The following is an 18439-nucleotide window of genomic DNA, read 5'->3' as shown; positions in this document are numbered from 1 at the left end:
TATTTACTTCTTGCTAATCTTAAACTTGAACGCCCAAGTCGCTGTGTTACCAGAATACCGACCTCTGTTCTCGGTCACCACCACGGAAAGTGTCTTGTTGGTTGATTTGGAGAACGAAGATAGTTTGACGTTGGTGCTTTTATCCCCGTAATCGGGAATTTTGTCCTGTTCTTCGGCGATGGCCTCCAGTTTCAACGTACCTGTGGATTTCAGGTTTAAGGTAACTGATGAACCCTCTTCCAGTTCTTTGCCGTTCACACTTGCTCCGATGGCCCACTCATTACCGACAGAGTTATTCTCGACAAGCTCTGCGCTCACCAGCGTCACGGTTACCTTAACCGTTTTGGCGGCAGCATAGGAGGTTGGGGAACATACGGTGAATACCAGGCTTAGAATCATGAAAACATTAGCCCATTTTTTGAGCACGAGAGTGCCTCCCTCTTATTCGTTTCTTTTGTTAAGACTATGCCTTATTCGCCGTGTTCCTTAAGTAATCCTTCCACTTGTGTAAGAAATTTTCACTTGAACTGTCTGTTATAGATGCTTCCGGTAACCCTGAACCTTCTCATCCTTGAAACCCAACTTCTCATAAAATATATGTGCTTCCTTACGCTGATCGCCAGACACCAGAATCATGTAACCACAACCCAGATCTTTTGCAATCCGCTCAATCTGGAGCATTAACCTCTGCCCAATGCCCTGTCTGCGTACCTGATCCGATACAATCACATTCTCCACAACCATGAACGGTTTGCATGGCCCCACCAGATCCATACACTCAACCCCCATAACGGACCCAACCAATTTGCCATTGTAAAATGCCCCAAGCACATGATAATGACCATTCTGCTGTATGTAATGAAACATCTTTTTCATCTGCTGCTCATTGGTAGGCATTCCCATCAACTCATTGTATAGCTGGCTTAGTGCCGGTAAATCTTCAAGTTCGATTCCTTTAATGGTAACCATGATAACCCTCCTGATTTTGTCCTATTTCGCATGCTTTGTCTTAAGTGAGGACCTTTTTAAAATAATAATGACTGTGTCCAGTCGGTGCATTCTCGATCATTGTAATCAATTGGTAGCCATGTTTCTTGTAAAATTCCGGTGCTTGGTATGAGAATGTATTCAACATAATAAAATCACAGGATTTCTCGCGCGCAATGCGCTCCACCTCAAGCAGCAATTGGGATCCGTATCCCCGATGCCGCTGATCGGAGTCCACCCAAAGGATATCAAGCTCTACCCAATTCCAGCAAAGTGTACTGAGCACTCCTGCGACAATTTCGCCAGCCTCATTTTTGATGTTAAAATTCAATTCTTCGTACCGATGCCTTAATTCCTCGCTCACATGGGTCGCATTGTATGCGACTAATTGCTGGCGAACATACTCTGAATCTTCTAAAGTACTTGGATTGATATTTATTTCGGACATCCTCTTCTCCCCCTATCGTCATTACTCACAGCCTCATTCATTTCTTGCATATTTTAACATAAATTTATCCCTTACAAAATAAAAACAACGCACCTTCATAGCGGAAGGCACGTTGATGTAACTTGCATTAGTTCACATATGCTGTTTTAAAATACGCTACTCTATTTCTCTCAGATCCACGTACACGTGACCTACACCAACTCTGCCCAGAGGGTCCGTAACCTTCACCTCAATCCGAATAGGTTCACTACTCGTCCCCAGTGCAGTAACGTATAGTTTCTGTCCATCCATTCTGACATCTGCCAATTGTGGATCAGGAGAGTCAGCCAGTAGTGTGAGAGTTGACCTAGTGTCATCTTCATCCTCAAACATAAAGGACAGGTCGATCTCAATCTCATCTCCATGAACATAAGCGATATTACCCGCAGGTGCCTCCACCAGTACAGGGGGAGCATCATCAAAATCATACATGTACACACGTTGCAGCAACGTGTGATGCAGCGTGAAGTCCGGTTCTTCTCTCAGGGGGATGGAGTTGTTACTCACATCCAAGTATTGCAGATCAGACAGTCCAGCAATTCCAGCTGGCAGATGAACAAGTTCATTACTGTATATATCTAGATTTTGCAAGGAATCTAGTCCCCTCACATCTAATAAAGGAAGTCGATTATTCGCGAGATTCAGATACTCCAGCTGGTCCAGTCCTGTCACATTAATTTGCGTCAGTTCGTTACCGGATAAATCAAGCCAATTCAAACGATCGAATCCAGAGGCATCCGCTTTGCTTATGGCGTTGCCGGACAGATCAATTTCGGTTACATTCAATCCTTTGAATATCTCGACTCCTGTCAGATCGGAAATGCCCGCATTTCTCGCATACAATCCTCCATTGGTCTGAATGAGTGCTTCCACCAATTCATCTTTGGTCAGTGGATCATTCACATCCTTTTGCAACCAATAAGCAATAGCTCCAGCCAAATGTGGATCAGGAAATTGGCGACTTATCGTATTGGCCTGTACCTTAACCTCGAGTTGTGCCGTAACACTTGCGCCCTGGACATCAACTGCTTTGATCGTCAGCGTTGTTTCTCCAGCAGCCTGTGGAACAAGTCGAATCACTTTTTCTACCACAGTGGAGGAAACAATGGTTTCATCTCCGGCTATGACACTGAATTGTAATTCATCACCATCTGGATCACTAAAATACGTCGAGACGTTTAAGTCCAATGCAGCATGATCTAGTATAAGTTCCTGATCAGGCAAACCGCCACTAATAACCAGTGGCGCCCTGTTCCCCGTACCTGGATTGGACGGAGTGGAAGGATTCGTCGGAGTAGTTGGCGCAGATCCACCTCCACCACCGGTGCTTCCATTTCCATTCCCTGGTGCCGCCCCGGAATTACCGTTTGCGTTTCCTGTACCGTTCCCTGCGTTATTGCCTCCTGAAGTTGTACCCTGTACCTCGGTTACCTTTCCTGGCTCATCAGGTTTGGATTCCGAATTGGCGCCCTCTTGACTCGCAGCTTCATCAAGAGCTTGAATGACTTCAGTTGCACGTAATGCGATCACGGCCATTTCCTGTCTGGAAGTAGAACGCTTCGGCGCAAAGTTTACATTGTCCCCTTTCAAAATTCCCAACTCAACAGCTTGTTGTACACTTGGCAAAGCCCAGGCACTAATTTCGGAAGTATCCTTAAATGACAACTCTTTGGTCAAATTTAATGTTTCATCATATCCTTTAGCCTTCAGAGCCCGAATAATCGTTGTTGCCAGCTCTTCCCTTGTTACCAGACCAGCAGGACGAAACGTACCATCCGGATAACCATTCATAATTCCAGCCAATTGAAGTGCACGAATATAGGAACCATTCTCAGCGTTACGATTCAGATCCCTGAATAACTGATCTGGAAGTTGGACGGACGACAGCACGTTCAATTCCAATAGTTGAGCCAACGTGTATGCAAGGTCCCCTCTTGTTAACGTTGCGCTCGGGTTGAAATTTCCTGCTTTGTCCGCCAGAATCATCTGTTGTTCGGCAGCCCTTTCAATGGCTTGCTTGGCCCACGGTGCTGCCTGCTGCAAGTCACGAATGTTTACTGCATCGGACGCTGCATGCACTGTCCCGGGAACAGAAATGACGGCTAAAGACAGAAGGGCTGCAAGATAAGGCGAGACCTTACGGATCTTATTTTTCGTATGAACTTTTCGTTTGGATATTCGTGTTGACATCTTTTAACGCTACCTCCCACATGAACATAAACCCTGGTGTCAGCAAAGACTCCTCGGAGTTATTTAATTATCTTCATTGTAGGAGAGACCTTGGCTTGAAAACAGTCTACAAAAGAGTAGACACTGTTTCACAAAATTATAATAATCCCCGCTGCTCCGCGATTTGAACAGCATGAGCACGACTACTCGCACCCAGCTTTGCAAACACTCGGCGAATGTGTGTATTAACAGTTCCGGGTGAGATGCCAAACTCGGCAGCAATCTGTTTGCTGGTCAGGCCCTCAGCGATGTGACCGAATATTTTTTGCTCCATCGGGCTGAGTCCCACTTCCTTTGTATCCAGCTTGGCCTCTCCTGCAGATGAGGGGCCTCTCAATCGTTTGTCTCTTGCAAAAGCAGATAACAACTGCTTCACATAAGCCATTTTCACACCATCATCGTGTATCGCCTTTGTACGACGCAGATAGAAATAGTCCTTCAGCAACTGTTTCATCTGTTCACCTTCAACAACAAATGAACGGATATACCCTTCGGGTCCTCCCAGTACCAGAGCACGGGATAACGCCACAACACTGGCATCTGTGAATCCCTGCTTTTGCAGCATGATTGACTCTAACAGAGCACACTCTACCTGTTCAGCAAGCAAGTCCCGTTCTTCAGCCTGTTTACGGAGTCGTCTCAGTTCCTCTCGTGCATAATCATACTGCTCAAGGATGATCATCGCACGTATGCGAACCATGGAAAGGAAAATCTGATCACAGCTGATCTCAGCAGCCACATCTCCTTCGTTTGCAGGCTTAGCCAGAATGGTGTGGGCGGATTCCACCGGACTCATTTCAATTAAAATTCGGTATTGATGTGCTTCCAGTGCTTGCTGCCAGTACTCCATATCCTTCACAGATAATAATCCTGAGACCTGCTGAAGCAGTTTCAAGCCTTCTTCAGGTCGACCCAGTGTAAGTTCAAGTCTGGCTTTGAGTACATAAGCTGGAACAAGCAACGCAGCCACCTTGATCTGCAAAGCCACTTCAAGCGCTCGGTCCGCATATCTGACCGCTTCTGCAATTTGATTTTGCTCCATTAAAATCTCACCATATCCAACACCATAGTAGGACGTTACATAGGCATGTTCAGCATACCAACGTTCCGTAATCGCTCCGAAGCAAGCTTCCCCACGCCTCAAGTAGCCATTAACGCCATGGAAGCTGCGCAGGCGCATGCTCTCTCTCCGATCATAGTCCATATACTGAAAGGCAATATCATCAGGATAGCCCTGATCGATGTAGGACACCAAATAATGAGCCAACCCATCTAAATCTCTATTCAAATAGGCCATGTATGCTCGCATCACACATATAACTTGCAACAAATACCCGATGATCTCAGGTTCCAGCTGCCCTTGAAGATGCACCCGGATCACTTGTTCCAGTTCATCAAGCTGCTTTACCATCTGTCCATAAGGCATTTCACGTGCAGCAAGGAACAAGTAAGACATATATAATTTGGGACGTGATTTCACGATCTCCAGTGGCAAAACATCAAAGTATCGCCGGAGCGTCCACCACTCTCCCATAATAAAATGGGCAAACAACTCTTCCAGCAGTCTCGCTGCATCCTGCATGTGCTGACCGAGAATATAATGATCCAACGCTTCTGCCGGGTATCCCTGTTGTTCATACCAAAGTGCAGCAAGAGCATGTAATTCATTTACTTGTTCAGTACCACAACGATCCAGCTCACGCTTTAGAAATGCAGAGAACAAATGATGATAACGATACCAGTGCGCTTCCCGATCAAGTGGAACAAGAAAAAGATGTTCCTTCTCCAATTGCCTTAACAATTGTGGAGCTTCTTGCATATCGCTTAATACTTGACATAAACTGCTGTTCATTCTTCTCGTGATCGCTGTCCGGAGCAGAAATTGCTGCATTTCCGGTGACTGACGCTGGAATACCTCTTCAAGCAGGTAATCCGAAATCGTCCTCTCGCCAGTTGGTCCATGATCTTCACGTGAGAGAGGTGACGATACCGAATTCATAGGGCTGACCAACGCGTTGCCACCCCATGCGTGAGATAAAGCGAGCAGCTTCAATCCGGCAGCCCAACCCTCCGTCTGCTGTACCCAACCACGCGCATCTCCCCTGGCAATATCCAATTGGATAATCTCTTGGCAAAATTCAATGCCCTCTTCTGGCGTAAATGCCAGTTCCTGAAGCGTAAATTGCTTCAATTCACCTCTCAGACGCAGCTTTTCAAGCTTGAAGGGAGGATATGTACGACTAGACAGGACTAGATGAATGGATAGGGGAAGATTTTCAATAAAGTATTGCATCTGTTCATGAATCTCCGGCTGGGTTACTGCATGATAGTCATCCAGAATGAGCAGCGTATGTTGATTATTCTTGGCAACGCGGTTCAACAATAATATCAATGCTGACCTGGGGTCTATCGGGTACCGTTGCAAAAAATGTGGCAGTACCTCACCGCAGAGTTCCTTAATCACTCGATCCAGTGCATGAATAATGTAGAGCCAAAACTGAAGCGGGTCCTGATCTTTATCATCCAGGCAAAAACAGGCTGCTTGAACAGCTTCACTTCTCACCCAGCTGCCTAACAGTGTTGATTTCCCTGAACCTGCCGGGGCAGTCAACAAAGTGACTTTGGATTGGAACAATTCTTTGCGTTGCAAACTTAGCCGTGGACGGTCCATTGTATCTGCTGGCAAGGGTGGCAGTTCCAGTTTGGTTGTTAAAATCATAAATTGAAGCCAGTCCCCGTGGAGACCAGCGGTATGTTCCTGTTGCATGAGATCCTCCCGAATCAGCACCATGGTGCACTTTTTTCCGATTCATTATATGTACATTCAGTTACTCTAAGTATACAAGGAACCTCGGTTATGCCCCATATATTTTTGAACAGAAACAAACGACAAATAAACCCTGCACGTTGAATACAGGGTTTATTTGGGTTGTAAAGCCATGATCCAATCGACACTTTCTATCTTCCTATGTGTAGCAACTTATAGTTTACTACAATATAATTTAATCCCGATAACAGCGTAACGCCTGCCGCAAGCCACAATAGAATCACATCAACCCGCACCTCAGTCAGCAAACTAAACGGAACATTGTTCAACAAAATGGCAATGATCGCTGCCACCTGAAGCACCATTTTGATTTTTCCATATCGATCCGCTGCAAGAGCAATGCCCTGCTCTGTGGCTACCATTCGTAAAGCTGTAATGACAATTTCACGTCCTATAATGATTACAGCAATCCATGAACTGATCATATTCTCCTGAACCATCATGACCAGCGCTACTGCAATCAACAGTTTATCCGCCAGTGGATCAAGCAACTTCCCCAGATTCGTGATCTGATTATATTTTCTCGCCACATATCCATCTAATTTATCCGTACCTGCCGCTACTACAAATATAATTAGTGCAATCATCACGCTTTGCTGATTGAGAAAACAGATCATAAACAATGGAATCAACGCGATTCTAGCCAATGTGATTTTATTTGCCAGATTCATTAGATATCTCCACTCCCCTCATCCATGTTGGCTAACTGACCTTTTTTCCATTTACGTATCCGGGTCCGAAAGGATTTAAAAGGGGCTACCGAATTAATCTGGATCCACTTCACCATAGCCCATCCGGGCTTGGTACCCGTCCACTGTCTCATCCCTTGTACAAATAATTCATCTTCACTCAGTGAGTTAATCCAATTCTGCCACTGTTGCTCTGTCTCCCGAAACAAAGAGCGCAGCTCCTCCAGCGTATAATCTGAATACTTTTCGTAAAATGATTCATTTAACGGCCCCAATTGGTTCCATTTATATCCTGGTGCAGGCATATGACATTCATGTCCCAACTGCTCTTCTCTTTCCCAATCCATCACTAGGTTCATCCATCCTAACTGGTAGGCGATCATCTGGGCAGGCGTCTTATCTACACCTTCAACCCACTTATCTTTGTCGCTGTTATGGATGTCATTGAATTCACCCTCAAACAATTCATAGGTGCGTCGAATCGTCTCACTTAATTCTTTCTTCGAGGCATATGGAACTCCAGGCACGTTACTCCACTCCCCTCGTTTCACCGTTATACATGAATCAGAAGCATGGACTCTATCATCATTTCGACTTAATTCTATAAAGCTTCCTTAATCACCCGTTTATAGTACCACACAGACAACAGACCAAAAATCGAATATAACAATGTATAGACTATCATGACAATGACCGTAGGTGTCGCCAGCTCCGTACCAAAGAAGAACCAACCTGATTTCACGGCAAAGTAACTATGACTCAATCCCACGATGAGTGGAATACCGAAGTTAAACAACTGCTTGATCTGAATGCCACGCAACAGATTGCCTTGCGTAAATCCGAGTTTTCGCAGAATGGTATAATTACCCTTCTCCTCTTCGCTCTCGTTCATTTGTTTAAAGTACAGGATACATCCCGATGTAATCAAGAACGTCAAACCAAGGAAACCAACAATGAACATAATTAGTCCCATATTGTTACGTTGGTTATTTCTGAATTCAATCTGGGAGAAGCTCGGTGCTTCCAACTGCAGCTCCTTATATACGGCATATGCATCTTCAGCCTGCTCCTCGTTCAGAATACGTACACCATAGTAATCAGCCCACTCGGATTTTTGCAGCTTGGGATTGAGATCCTGCCGCAGCTGCTGGTATACCGTCTCATCTACCACCGCTACAGGCGTGCCCCCAGTATAATACGTGGGAAGAACTCCAAGTTTGGTTGTTCCGATCAGTTGTTGTGCCAGCGTATGTTTCAACCCGCTCAAGACGATTGGACCTTTCTCCTGAATGGAAATTAACTGCTGAAGGGCATTTCCATATCCCATGAAGACCACTTCACCCGCTTGCAAATCAATGTTATCTACCATGTTGTCACTCAACACACTACTGAACAGGTACTGTTCCGTCATGGACTCATCCATCACTTCGTGAGCATCAATTTCAATATAAATAGGCTCTCTGTGCTTCTCTTCATATGGTATCTGTTTGTGTTTCAACTCGGCTACAAAGCGATCTTTCACATTTACCTGAGCAAAAGAGAAATCCTCTGGCAAGCTTTCCTTCGCCTGAGCCTCTGCCGAATAATACGAAATGTAACTGAGTGACAGCATGCCAATAGCAAGTGCCGATACGGTTGTAATAATCGTGAGCAGCAATGCATTAGATTTCATGCGGAACATGATTGAAGATAACGATAACACCTCATGAATGGATAGGTAGCCGTTTTTGCTTTTGCGAATCAGATTAAAAATAAAACTTACCGAACCCTTATAGAACAGGTATGTCCCCAGTATGACCGAGAAGAGAATCAGGATCATCGTATACATCAACTGCTGCATATCCATTGCCTCACCACTGAACAGCCGTGCAGACATGAAGTATCCATACACAATCAGAGCAATACCCAAGACGCCAACAATCATCTGTCCGACAGACATCTTCTGCACCTGCTGCTCCGTAGTGGCCGACACCCGAAAGAGCGAGAGAATACTCTGTCTCTTGATAAAAGTGTAGTTCATCAGCATGATGAGTAGATATATCATCGTAAAGACAATCACCGTTTGCATCAGTGCCATCGGAGAGAAATACAATTTCGTAATCGCGTCCACACCGAGAATTTTGAACAATATCATCAATACCAGCTTGGACGCAAGAAACCCAATTAACACACCAATGGCCATGGAGCCAAAATAAAGGATACTGTTCTCCGCACTCAAAATACCAAAAATTCTGCCTTTCGTCAGTCCGATCAATTGAAATAATCCAATTTCTTTGCTACGCCGCTTGATAAAGATCGTATTGGCATAGAGCAAAAAGATGCCGACAATGACGATTAACAGTACCGAAGATGCGCCTATAGCCGCCGCACCTTTCGTTGAAGCTGCTACCTCATCCATGGAAGGATCATACTGTAACGTTACAAAGGAAAAATACAAGGCCACACTGAACACAAGCGCAAATACATAGAGATAATAATTCTTTAGATTTTTCCTGAGATTGCGGAAGATAATATAATTCAAGCTCATTGCTGCACACCACCCAATACGCCCTGGGTTTTGATAATATCGTTGAAAAACGATTGCCGTGACTCGTCTCCTTTATTCAACTGGGTGTAGATCTGACCGTCTCGTATAAAAATCACTCGGCTGCAATAACTTGCGGCAACCGGATCATGGGTAACCATAATAATAGTCGCCTTTCGTGCGCTGTTCATATCACTTAACTTGCCGAGCAGATCCGAAGTGGACTTGGAATCCAGCGCTCCTGTCGGCTCATCCGCAAAAATGATACTCGGCTCGTGGACAAATGCTCGTGCTGCCGAAGTCCGCTGCTTCTGCCCCCCTGAAATCTCAGATGGATACTTGTCTTTCAATTCGTAGATTCCCAGTTCACGCGCGATCTGTTCAAACTTCCGGTGTGCCTCCTGCTTTGGAATGCTCGTAATCGAGAGCGGTAATAATACATTTTCCTTCACCGTAAGGGTATCCAGCAGATTGTATTCCTGAAAAATAAAGCCCAGATGATGTTTGCGGAACTCAGCCAGCTGTTTCTCCTTCATTCCGGTGAATTCCTTGCCCTCAATATCAATCGTGCCCTGACTCACCCGATCAATGGAGGAAAGTACATTAAGCAGCGTCGTTTTACCCGAACCCGAAGGCCCCATAATACCAACAAACTCTCCCTTACTTACCCCAAGATCAATCCCCTTCAGCACTTCCTGTTTATTCAGTTTATTCCCATAGACTTTATGAATTTTTTTGGCTTCCAGTATCCACATATCCCACTCACTCCTCTTAGATCTTCTGCAAAATGCTCATGTCTATATCATAGGCGGAATGTGCAGTGTTATCGTGTGATTCACCGAACAAAACCAAAAAGCATGTGACATTGTTGTCACACGCCTGCAAGATGCACCATGTCGTTTTTTCGCGGAAAAGTAAGTGTGACGGTTGTGCCCTCACCAAGTGAAGACTCTACATGAATGCTCATATGTAGCGTCTGGACCACCTGACGAACCAAATATAGTCCCATCCCGGTAGCCGCCCCATCCATTCTGCCTCGGGTGGACGTAAATCCTTTATCAAATATACGCGGCAGATCTTGAGTCTCAATCCCTCGCCCGTGATCCTGAATCATGAGTATGATGTGTCCATCCTGTTCCCGACTTTCAATGAGGATATCCGATGAATCACTATATTTCACCGCATTGCTCAACAACTGCCGGAGGATGAATCCTAACCATTTGCTGTCTGTGAGCACGCGCGATACCATTAAAGACATATCAAAGCCAATGCCTTTGGAAATACACCACGATTTCAGTGCTCGTATCTCGCTATTCAATACCGGTTCAAGTTCCGTCTCTTCGATGAACAGATCATTATGCATGAACGGAATACGCTTCTGATGAAGCTGCTGATCCAGCAACTGATGAATTCGTAACCATTCATATGTCATTTGGCTCTGTAGCTTGTCATCTGGCAAGCGCTCGATCATCAGTTGCAACGCAGTCAGTGGGGTCTTCACCTCATGAATCCAGGACAACATCTCGTCCTTCTCCTGTTCCAAAGCGATAAAATGATGTGACGACTCCTTACGATACCGTTGTGTCTGGGAACTGACGGCCTCATGTACAATCTGCTCATATGGACTTTCGGCGATGTCGAGTTCTCCCAGATCATAGGTATGATCCCAGGTGTTCAATTTTTTATAGAAACGGGTCTCTTTCAGGTATCTCGCCCAGATAAAAACAAGGCATACCACTACATTCAGTCCTACGATATACACCACAGATTGGAATGGAATGGACGAGTCCAGGTAGGCCACCAATAAAATAATAAGTTGCATGCTTACTAGTAGCCATAACCAACTAGCCCTTTCTCGTATGTACTTTACGATCATGATTCTGCCTCTTCCGTTGCCATGTACCCCTGACCTACTTTGGTTTCAATGTACCGCTCCAAGCCGATGGGTTCAAGTTTCTTCCGTAACCGGTTAACGTTAACCGTCAGCGTATTGTCACTCACGAAATGCTCATGATCCCACAAGCTCCGGATGAGTTCCTCACGGGTAACAATCTGATTTTTGTGCTCGACCAGCACTTTAAGAATGAACATCTCATTTTTGGTTAACAGAACAGATTCATCCCCGCAGGTCAGTGTATTTTTCACATATTCAATAGCAGCACCACGCCAGGTTCGGAGTTCAGTATGCTCTGTGTTATAGTTGTACACCCTCCGCAATGTCGCTTGGACTTTGGCAATCAATACATCGAAGTGAAAAGGCTTCTGGATAAAATCGTCTGCACCCAAATGCATGGACATAACCATATCCGCAGGATGATCGCGTGAGGACAAAAAGATAATCGGCACATTGGAGTGCGAACGAATTATCCGGCACCAATGAAACCCGTCATATTGGGGTAACTGAATATCAATAATGACCAGTTGCGGCTGAATTACGCTGTACTCCTGCAATACCTTTCCAAAATCCTGCACACCATACACGTCATACGACCATTGGGACAATCGTTCCTTGATTTCACTGAATAACGACTCGTCGTCTTCAATGAGCATAATTTTAAACAAGAGACTTCACCACGTTTCTGATCTTCTAAGGTTGAATAAGGTAATTAGACTCCGTTGTTGCAGGATCACCTTTACCGTTACGAATCGTTCTTCCGATCGCTGATTCCAGTGTACAGGAAGTTGGGCTTATATCAAAAGGTATCCATACTTCGTAAAGATAACAAGCCGAAATACGTATATCCTATTAGCTCTCAATAGTGTGTATTACATGGCTTGCATCACTCTGTGCGTCCATCCGCTCGATCAACTGCATCGCTACGTCTCGTGGCGATCTTAATTGGCCTGCTTCATATACTTGATTGAACATACCTGCAAGGGCGAACTCCTCTGCACTTTTGCCTCGTGCAACAGCCTGCAATTCCGTATCAACCATCCCCGGATCAAAAGCAATAATCTCAACAGGGTTCTGTTGACCCGTCTGTTCCAAAGATACGCATTGGGTGAACATGTTCATCCCTGCCTTCGATGTACAGTACACTGCCATTGAAGGCGCGGGATAACTTCCCGAACCCGATGAGAGATTGACAATTTTACGTCTGGCGGACAGGTGATTTGTTTGTTGAATAAAAGAGGAACTTAATATCATTGGGGCTGCGAGGCTGATGTTGAGACTTTGACTTATCTCTGCCGCACTGCACTGATGGATAGGTTTTAGAGGCTCCAGCATCGCTGCATTATTAATGAGTCCAATGAATCCAGCTTCCTGAGAAGGTATTTGGTCCAATATGCGTGTAATCAAATCATCGATCCCATTCAGGTCGGCAAGATCATACTGAACATGGTGGTAACGCCCGCTCCATTCCTCGCCTGATTCCAACAGATCCGAACCCCCGCGTGAAATACCGTAAAGGTAATCCCCCTTAGCCAATAATAACTCTGCAAGTTGTAAACCGATCCCTTTGGAGGTGCCTGTAATGATAAAGTGTCTTTTTCCTGTTTCAGTTCCCATTCCGATACCACTCCTCCTCTATTTTCAATGCATGTTTATTTCACTATTCTTACGAGTTTTTCTTTCTCCACAACGTGGCCCAGAGAAAAGGTACACCAAAACACGGTTCATGCTGCTCCATCGCCTTCATTGCACGGAACTCCACACATTCAAAGCCATCTTCCAGCATGTAGCGAAGCTTCTCCTCCGTGAACGCAAGACCACCGCGCATCGACTTCTCTTGATACACCTGCCAATCAGTCATGATGATCTCTGGCCCACCAATATCGCCAAAACCAGGAGCAAAACAAGTCATTCCAAAGTATCCTCCAGGCCGGAGTGCATTGTGGACCATCTCTATGTAGGGAATACGCTGATGTGGCAACAGATGGTGCAGACAACCCGAGTCGTAGACAAGATCATATTCTTGCTCTGGTGCCAATTCGAACACAGATCGACATTCAAAATGCACGGCCAGTTTCTCTTCTGCCGCCCTCTCTTTTGCCCAGGCAATAGCTGTCTCCGAAAGATCATAAGCATCCACCTGATATCCTTGGCGGGTTAAATACAACGCATTTCTGCCCGGGCCACACCCCAGTTCCAGTGCCTTGCCGCCGCTCAGCACACCTTCGTTCACATGCGCTACCAGATTCTCATCCGGTTTGTTTGGAAAAAAGGGGATTGGTCTGTTCCGATCCTCATAGAAAGGTTCCCAAAATTGCTTGGCAGATCTGAAGTCCGCATCGAGCATATCATATAGATCCTGTACACTTTTAATCGTCTTTTCCACAACCACATTCCTCCTTCAATGCTCCATCCAAACCTTCATTTCCGACTATTCATTCCTCGTCATTTTCATTAAATCAGCCACACTCTATTATAACATTTTTACCCAGTAGTTCTCTATTTTTCTTGTGTTATCTACTCCAAAATAGAAGCTTTTTTCCATCAAAAAAACGACCGACATGAATGTCGATCGCTTGCAATGGTTGGGGTTTTGTGTTGTAACTTACTTTGCCCGTTCCAAGACTGCAAAGTAATTTCCTTCATTATCAGCAAAGTTGAAGACACGCCCCGTTGGCATCTCGACAATTTCTCCAACCGTTACATGTTTACCAGCCAAGTCGGCATATAACTGATCCAGATTTTCGGTGAAGAACATTAACGAAGGTGTGCCCAGATTTACACCTGCCGACATCCGCTCCACAAACTCCTTGTCATGAAGAATAATGCTCGTCTGCGAATTTGGGGTAGGCGCAATCTCAATCCATCTCATACCCTCGTCAAGGTTTACTTCATCCACAATATGGAACCCCGCAACTTCCGTCCAAAATGCCAGTGATTCATCTTGATTGTTGACATACAACATAACCTGGCCGACTTTGCTAAACATGGATCAATCACTCCTCTGATCATCATCTAATCTCTCAACATCCTGCTTATCATTCCTCAAATTCCAATAGAGTATAACATGCGGGACAGCTTTTTTATCATCTTTGTTTGCAAGTACTAAGTAAACATTAGACTTATTGCGTGGCTTTTAACTTCTTCGTAAGATAAAGTACAACATCGTCGTCCATAATCGTTTCTTCACCCGGCTGAATGTAATGATCATGTTTGTGTACACCGTGACCGTCTGGTATGTACCCGCGATGGGCATATAGAACTTGCGCTTTGCCATAATCGGAAAACCCACCTACACCAATACCTGCTACATCCGTTCGTTCCAGAATAACTTCCTCTGCTCGGTCCATCAACCGTGAACCAATACCTTGGCGCTGGAACTTCATCAGCACATTAAAATCGTTAATTTCGGGAATGGCTTGTTCCCTAAAAGACGGGTAGCCGGAATACCACAATACATTCACGTATCCCGCAAATTCTCCATTCAACTCGGCTACCAACGTTACGCGTTCCCCATTCCGTTGTTCAGCCAAGTAATGAAGATACTGCTCAGCAAATCTCCCCCAACCCTGCTCCTGAAACGCCTTTGATATGATTACAGGATCGCTCTCATTTAATAGTCTGATATGTACACTCATTGATAATTTCTCCTCAACAAGATATTTTTTCTAACTATATTCCCAGTCTATCCCGAAGCGATGTGATGTGAGCAACATGGTGTTTGCCATGCCAAGCATACATGCCCAGATTATAATCCAGTCTTGTCGTTTCTTCCGATGAGGGATGATAAAATTGTTTGGCATAATCTGCATCTGTCAGCGCGTTTAACAGAAACACCCAACGACGATGGAGGGCATCCAGAATCTGAAGCGAGAATTCAACATCCAGGTCTCTTGAATCACTCAATTCAGCCCAGCGCTCTTCATAATAAGGCCGAATCGTTGGTGTATCCTCTGTCAGGGCCAACTTGAAACGAATCATACTGTTCATATGGCTGTCTGCCATGTGGTGAATGACCTGTTTGAGCATCCATCCACCTTCTCGATACGGTAGACTTAATTGCTCTTCACTCAATCCCTTTACCGCTTCTCGTGCACGTTCAGGCAACTCAGCAACGTCCTGAATCCACTTCTCCCGTTGTGCCAAAGTAACTTCACCCGTGTGTAGAAATGGTCCTATCGGAAATCTTTCATCCATCCATTATTCCTCCTTGTTTGTATGATTTAAAATAACTTTAAACAGGATCTACAGGGTATATTCCATAAGCCAACAGTCTCGCATCTGTCCTTCATGCTGCTCATGTTTCTCCAACAGCTTAATCTTCTGGAAACCACATTTCTCATAACAGGATATCGCTCGCAAGTTCCAGGATTGAGGGTCCATAACCACTTTATGAGCTTGTTTTTCATTAATCAAATAAGCAAGCATGGATTGCATCAACTGTGTACCAATGCCTTTATTCCAGTAGTCTACCTCACCAATAAACTGATCCGTTCCATAGATGATCTCATCCGTGTCTCCATAACCATACTCCGTTCGCTCTTCTTCCTCAAGCTCATAGAACTGAATGTATCCAATCGGATGTCCTCCGTACTCAACGATACAGCGGGTAGCATCATCTTTCTGATTGTAAAAATGTTCTCTCACTTGCTCCAAATCATGCGGCCTATCACGCCCTTCATAGTATTGAAGAACTTCCGGGTCTGACAGCCACTTCACCAGATGTTGTTCATCTTCTGTGTCCAAGAAACGTACGGTGATTTCATTCGATTCATATACATTCATCATTCTGATTACTCCTTATTGATCTCCAGATTCTCACCCGTAACCCAACTCAGATCCTTCCCTAACAAATGCTCGTTGTGAACATAATACACCATGGGATTTTCAAGCGGCTGAGTCGTTCCATCCATAGATCTGAGCGTTAACCGCAACTTGTAGCTTCCTATCTCATCAGGTATCGCAAATCCTATCAGGTTATCAGCTGATTTCATGGTTTTCCCCTGCGCCTTCAGATACTTTTCCAGAATGACTTGATCAAGATAGGAGCTGCCAACAGACGAAGGCATGTACCACGCATCATCTTGTTCTTCAGCGAATGTCACCCCTTCCCATCCAGGGACAACGGGATACACCATATGTTGATCCTTGTCTTCTCTTTTTCGCGTTATCTCTAACTCTACCTCAACTACATCCGTATCAATCTGCCTGATTGTGCCTGCCATCACAACATCCTGGGCACTCACACTTGGAATAACATAGCTGTATATGAGCAGAGTCACCAAGAGGATTATCGTTATTCCCGTAATCCAAAATATTGTACTTTTACGCATCTGTCTGATCCTCCCGTCTGGTTAGTCATACTTCTGAAGCAGCTCCTTCTCTGTTAAGGATTGAGTTAACCTATCCAACTCAGGTGATGCCGTCCAATCACTGGATGTATTCAATCCATGCTTGATGGTATGTATCGCGCTATGTGCAGACATGTATATATTATGGTGGACTCCCGGCTGGAAAACGATGTGCTCTCCTTCACGCATCACTCGGATGGAAAGCATATGATTATCTCCATAACTGGCATAAGCAATCCATCCGGTTTGCACCACATAAAACTCTGTTATATTGACATGTACATGACTGTTTTGCCAAGCTCCCTGGGATGAAGCAACGGTTCTGCAATAATAACTGCCATCTTCTGATATCATTTTATATTTCTGTTCCCCGTTCGCCATCTGCTCGAAGCTGGTTTTGACACCCGTTTCACCATATTTCTGTTCTGAAAATTCTGTGTTCAATCGACTACACCTCCTGACAAAAATTCCCTTTATTTAAACATTCGACATAGGTACTTCGATTCTCCTGTTTGGATATGCGATATATCTTTACTAAAATATGAAACGCTTCTCTCCCAGCTTCCGTATTAAGGTCGAAGCCGTATGTATCCCATATAATAAACCATCTAATCTGGAGGTTGAGCGCATGTCATTTTTTAAGAAAATGTTAGCCAGTGTAGGTGTTGGAGCAGCCAAAGTAAATACGGAATTGCATACACCAGAGGTCACGCCTGGAGGAATCATCTCGGGGGTTGTGTACATTGAAGGTGGAGATGTGGAACAGAACGTAGATCGAATCTATCTTTCAATCAAAACCCATTACATACGGGAGCACGATGATCGTAAAGTAAAAGAAACAGCCGTTATAGCCAAATATCTGCTCACCGAAGGTTTTACATTACAGCCTGGAGCCAAATTGGAGAAAGACTTTTCATTTGACCTCCCAGAAAACCTGCCAATTACACTGCATCGTGCAGAGGTATGGGTAGAGACAGGCCTCGATATCTCAAGCGCCGTGGACCCCTCAGATCGGGACAGACTACATGTTGTTCCTAGCAAAGACATGAATATCGTGCTCGATGCAATTGATATCCTTGGCTTCAAGCTGCGTGAAGTAACCAATGACTACGCACCAAAGCTGGGTGGCAATCTGCCATTTGTACAGGAATTTGAATTTGTACCAACAAACAAGTTCCGTGGGCATCTGGATGAGTTGGAAGTGCTGTTCTATCCCATGGGCGATTCGCTGGAGCTGTTATTACAGATCGACCGCCGCGCTCGTGGACTCAGTGGAATATTCTCCGAAGCCATGGGTACGGATGAGAGCTTTGTCCGCCTGCATTTGTATGAAAGACATCTGGCGCGAGGGGCGCATTCTGTCGCTCAAGGACTGGAAGAGATCATATCCAAACATATCTAATCTATAGTCTGTGAAAAAATAAAACCGTCCTCTATCAGACAAATCTGAT

At 44.9% G+C, this 18439-nt stretch carries 20 protein-coding genes; 1 reads left to right on the top strand and 19 read right to left on the bottom strand.

What is annotated here, in order from left to right; all coding sequences use genetic code 11:
- Positions 1-3: 3 nt before the first annotated feature.
- From MHI12_RS08265 to MHI12_RS08175, 19 genes are all read right to left on the bottom strand, one after another.
- A complete protein-coding gene (locus MHI12_RS08265) occupies positions 4-426 on the bottom strand; it encodes a hypothetical protein (RefSeq protein WP_405172112.1) in 423 nt (140 codons plus the stop codon).
- A gap of 108 nt (positions 427-534) precedes the next feature.
- The gene (locus tag MHI12_RS08260) at positions 535-969 is read right to left on the bottom strand and encodes a GNAT family N-acetyltransferase (protein WP_307414364.1); all 435 of its coding nucleotides are present in this window, start codon (positions 967-969) and stop codon (positions 535-537) included.
- Positions 970-1009: 40 nt separating this feature from the next.
- The gene (locus MHI12_RS08255; protein ID WP_405172111.1) at positions 1010-1435 is read right to left on the bottom strand and encodes a GNAT family N-acetyltransferase; all 426 of its coding nucleotides are present in this window, start codon (positions 1433-1435) and stop codon (positions 1010-1012) included.
- Positions 1436-1591: 156 nt separating this feature from the next.
- Positions 1592-3664 carry an S-layer homology domain-containing protein gene (locus MHI12_RS08250; RefSeq protein WP_405172110.1) on the bottom strand — a complete coding sequence of 691 codons (2073 nt, stop codon included), beginning with the start codon at positions 3662-3664 and terminating at the stop codon, positions 1592-1594.
- A 136-nt stretch (positions 3665-3800) separates the two neighbouring features.
- Positions 3801-6470, bottom strand: coding sequence for a LuxR C-terminal-related transcriptional regulator (locus MHI12_RS08245; protein ID WP_405172109.1), 2670 nt, complete (start codon positions 6468-6470; stop codon positions 3801-3803).
- 191 nt (positions 6471-6661) lie between these two features.
- A complete protein-coding gene (gene pgsA / locus MHI12_RS08240) occupies positions 6662-7201 on the bottom strand; it encodes a CDP-diacylglycerol--glycerol-3-phosphate 3-phosphatidyltransferase (RefSeq protein WP_405172108.1) in 540 nt (179 codons plus the stop codon).
- Positions 7201-7746: a ClbS/DfsB family four-helix bundle protein gene (locus tag MHI12_RS08235; RefSeq protein ID WP_405172107.1), complete on the bottom strand. Its 546-nt coding sequence runs from the start codon at positions 7744-7746 to the stop codon at positions 7201-7203. Before MHI12_RS08235 ends, pgsA begins: the two co-directional genes overlap by 1 nt.
- 74 nt (positions 7747-7820) lie before the next feature.
- Entirely contained in the window at positions 7821-9746 is a 1926-nt protein-coding gene (locus MHI12_RS08230; protein ID WP_405172106.1) for an FtsX-like permease family protein, read from the bottom strand.
- The gene (locus MHI12_RS08225; protein WP_405172105.1) at positions 9743-10498 is read right to left on the bottom strand and encodes an ABC transporter ATP-binding protein; all 756 of its coding nucleotides are present in this window, start codon (positions 10496-10498) and stop codon (positions 9743-9745) included. Before MHI12_RS08225 ends, MHI12_RS08230 begins: the two co-directional genes overlap by 4 nt.
- A gap of 116 nt (positions 10499-10614) precedes the next feature.
- The gene (locus MHI12_RS08220) at positions 10615-11619 is read right to left on the bottom strand and encodes a sensor histidine kinase (RefSeq protein ID WP_405172104.1); all 1005 of its coding nucleotides are present in this window, start codon (positions 11617-11619) and stop codon (positions 10615-10617) included.
- A complete protein-coding gene (locus MHI12_RS08215; protein WP_405172103.1) occupies positions 11616-12305 on the bottom strand; it encodes a response regulator transcription factor in 690 nt (229 codons plus the stop codon). Before MHI12_RS08215 ends, MHI12_RS08220 begins: the two co-directional genes overlap by 4 nt.
- A 184-nt stretch (positions 12306-12489) precedes the next feature.
- Positions 12490-13254 (bottom strand): SDR family NAD(P)-dependent oxidoreductase, encoded by a 765-nt coding sequence (locus MHI12_RS08210; RefSeq protein ID WP_405172102.1) that lies wholly within the window; start codon positions 13252-13254, stop codon positions 12490-12492.
- A gap of 49 nt (positions 13255-13303) precedes the next feature.
- A complete protein-coding gene (locus tag MHI12_RS08205; protein WP_405172959.1) occupies positions 13304-13984 on the bottom strand; it encodes a class I SAM-dependent methyltransferase in 681 nt (226 codons plus the stop codon).
- Between the two features lie 258 nt (positions 13985-14242).
- Complete coding sequence (locus MHI12_RS08200) at positions 14243-14626, bottom strand: VOC family protein (protein WP_076318261.1); 384 nt, start codon at positions 14624-14626, stop codon at positions 14243-14245.
- Between the two features lie 133 nt (positions 14627-14759).
- Positions 14760-15275 (bottom strand): GNAT family N-acetyltransferase, encoded by a 516-nt coding sequence (locus MHI12_RS08195; RefSeq protein ID WP_405172101.1) that lies wholly within the window; start codon positions 15273-15275, stop codon positions 14760-14762.
- A 34-nt stretch (positions 15276-15309) separates the two neighbouring features.
- A complete protein-coding gene (locus MHI12_RS08190; RefSeq protein WP_405172100.1) occupies positions 15310-15834 on the bottom strand; it encodes a YfiT family bacillithiol transferase in 525 nt (174 codons plus the stop codon).
- A gap of 48 nt (positions 15835-15882) precedes the next feature.
- On the bottom strand, positions 15883-16422 hold the full coding sequence (locus tag MHI12_RS08185; RefSeq protein ID WP_405172958.1) for a GNAT family N-acetyltransferase: 540 nt from the start codon (positions 16420-16422) through the stop codon (positions 15883-15885).
- A gap of 8 nt (positions 16423-16430) precedes the next feature.
- Positions 16431-16970, bottom strand: coding sequence for a hypothetical protein (locus MHI12_RS08180; protein ID WP_405172099.1), 540 nt, complete (start codon positions 16968-16970; stop codon positions 16431-16433).
- A 21-nt stretch (positions 16971-16991) separates the two neighbouring features.
- Positions 16992-17432: a hypothetical protein gene (locus tag MHI12_RS08175; RefSeq protein WP_405172098.1), complete on the bottom strand. Its 441-nt coding sequence runs from the start codon at positions 17430-17432 to the stop codon at positions 16992-16994.
- Positions 17433-17616: 184 nt separating this feature from the next.
- On the opposite strand from MHI12_RS08175, the gene MHI12_RS08170 reads away from it, so the two are divergent.
- Positions 17617-18390 carry a sporulation protein gene (locus tag MHI12_RS08170; protein ID WP_405172097.1) on the top strand — a complete coding sequence of 258 codons (774 nt, stop codon included), beginning with the start codon at positions 17617-17619 and terminating at the stop codon, positions 18388-18390.
- Positions 18391-18439 lie beyond the last annotated feature (49 nt).

It is taken from the genome of Paenibacillus sp. FSL H8-0280, assembly GCF_045040665.1.
GTDB lineage: Bacteria > Bacillota > Bacilli > Paenibacillales > Paenibacillaceae > Paenibacillus > Paenibacillus xylanexedens_A.
Note: the sequence above shows the minus strand (reverse complement) of the source record. Positions and strands in the feature narration are given on the sequence as shown.

What these genes read in the sequence shown, in the direction of transcription:
- MHI12_RS08170 (WP_405172097.1), top strand. Translation starts at nt 17,617, where the DNA reads ATGTCATTTTTTAAGAAAATGTTAGCCAGTGTAGGTGTTGGAGCAGCC.
- MHI12_RS08220 (WP_405172104.1), bottom strand. Translation starts at nt 11,619, where the DNA reads ATGATCGTAAAGTACATACGAGAAAGGGCTAGTTGGTTATGGCTACTA.
- MHI12_RS08190 (WP_405172100.1), bottom strand. Translation starts at nt 15,834, where the DNA reads ATGGATGAAAGATTTCCGATAGGACCATTTCTACACACGGGTGAAGTT.
- pgsA (WP_405172108.1), bottom strand. Translation starts at nt 7,201, where the DNA reads ATGAATCTGGCAAATAAAATCACATTGGCTAGAATCGCGTTGATTCCA.
- MHI12_RS08205 (WP_405172959.1), bottom strand. Translation starts at nt 13,984, where the DNA reads ATGCTCGATGCGGACTTCAGATCTGCCAAGCAATTTTGGGAACCTTTC.
- MHI12_RS08185 (WP_405172958.1), bottom strand. Translation starts at nt 16,422, where the DNA reads ATGAATGTATATGAATCGAATGAAATCACCGTACGTTTCTTGGACACA.
- MHI12_RS08255 (WP_405172111.1), bottom strand. Translation starts at nt 1,435, where the DNA reads ATGTCCGAAATAAATATCAATCCAAGTACTTTAGAAGATTCAGAGTAT.
- MHI12_RS08210 (WP_405172102.1), bottom strand. Translation starts at nt 13,254, where the DNA reads ATGGGAACTGAAACAGGAAAAAGACACTTTATCATTACAGGCACCTCC.
- MHI12_RS08245 (WP_405172109.1), bottom strand. Translation starts at nt 6,470, where the DNA reads ATGCAACAGGAACATACCGCTGGTCTCCACGGGGACTGGCTTCAATTT.
- MHI12_RS08225 (WP_405172105.1), bottom strand. Translation starts at nt 10,498, where the DNA reads ATGTGGATACTGGAAGCCAAAAAAATTCATAAAGTCTATGGGAATAAA.
- MHI12_RS08200 (WP_076318261.1), bottom strand. Translation starts at nt 14,626, where the DNA reads ATGTTTAGCAAAGTCGGCCAGGTTATGTTGTATGTCAACAATCAAGAT.
- MHI12_RS08230 (WP_405172106.1), bottom strand. Translation starts at nt 9,746, where the DNA reads ATGAGCTTGAATTATATTATCTTCCGCAATCTCAGGAAAAATCTAAAG.
- MHI12_RS08260 (WP_307414364.1), bottom strand. Translation starts at nt 969, where the DNA reads ATGGTTACCATTAAAGGAATCGAACTTGAAGATTTACCGGCACTAAGC.
- MHI12_RS08195 (WP_405172101.1), bottom strand. Translation starts at nt 15,275, where the DNA reads ATGAGTGTACATATCAGACTATTAAATGAGAGCGATCCTGTAATCATA.
- MHI12_RS08250 (WP_405172110.1), bottom strand. Translation starts at nt 3,664, where the DNA reads ATGTCAACACGAATATCCAAACGAAAAGTTCATACGAAAAATAAGATC.
- MHI12_RS08180 (WP_405172099.1), bottom strand. Translation starts at nt 16,970, where the DNA reads ATGCGTAAAAGTACAATATTTTGGATTACGGGAATAACGATAATCCTC.